Source organism: Pseudomonas sp. IT-P258, from assembly GCF_949767825.1.
Taxonomy (GTDB): Bacteria; Pseudomonadota; Gammaproteobacteria; order Pseudomonadales; family Pseudomonadaceae; genus Aquipseudomonas; species Aquipseudomonas monachiensis.
On sequence record NZ_CATKPU010000004.1, the window covers coordinates 1 to 228 of the forward strand.

The following is a 228-nucleotide window of genomic DNA, read 5'->3' on the forward strand; positions in this document are numbered from 1 at the left end:
CTTTGCGGATAGTCCGGATGCGTGGCCTTCATGCTCGCCGGACCGCTGTACTCGAAATGCGCCGCCTTGATGTTGTGGTCACCCGCCGTGCCGGATTCGATGCCACACGTCTCCAGGGTGATGTAGCTGCCCCCGCCGTTGAGGACGATTTTCTTTTTCGCCGTGATGTGGATTTCATCTTCGGTGCTGGTGATCTCCAACCCGTGCCGTGCGATCAGCTCCAGGCGA

At 59.6% G+C, this 228-nt stretch carries 1 protein-coding gene; it reads right to left on the reverse strand.

Translation table 11 applies throughout. The features are described 5' to 3' along the window. The coding region (locus ACM6G4_RS00015; protein ID WP_414912727.1) for a DUF2345 domain-containing protein at nt 1-228 on the reverse strand (228 nt) is incomplete at both ends.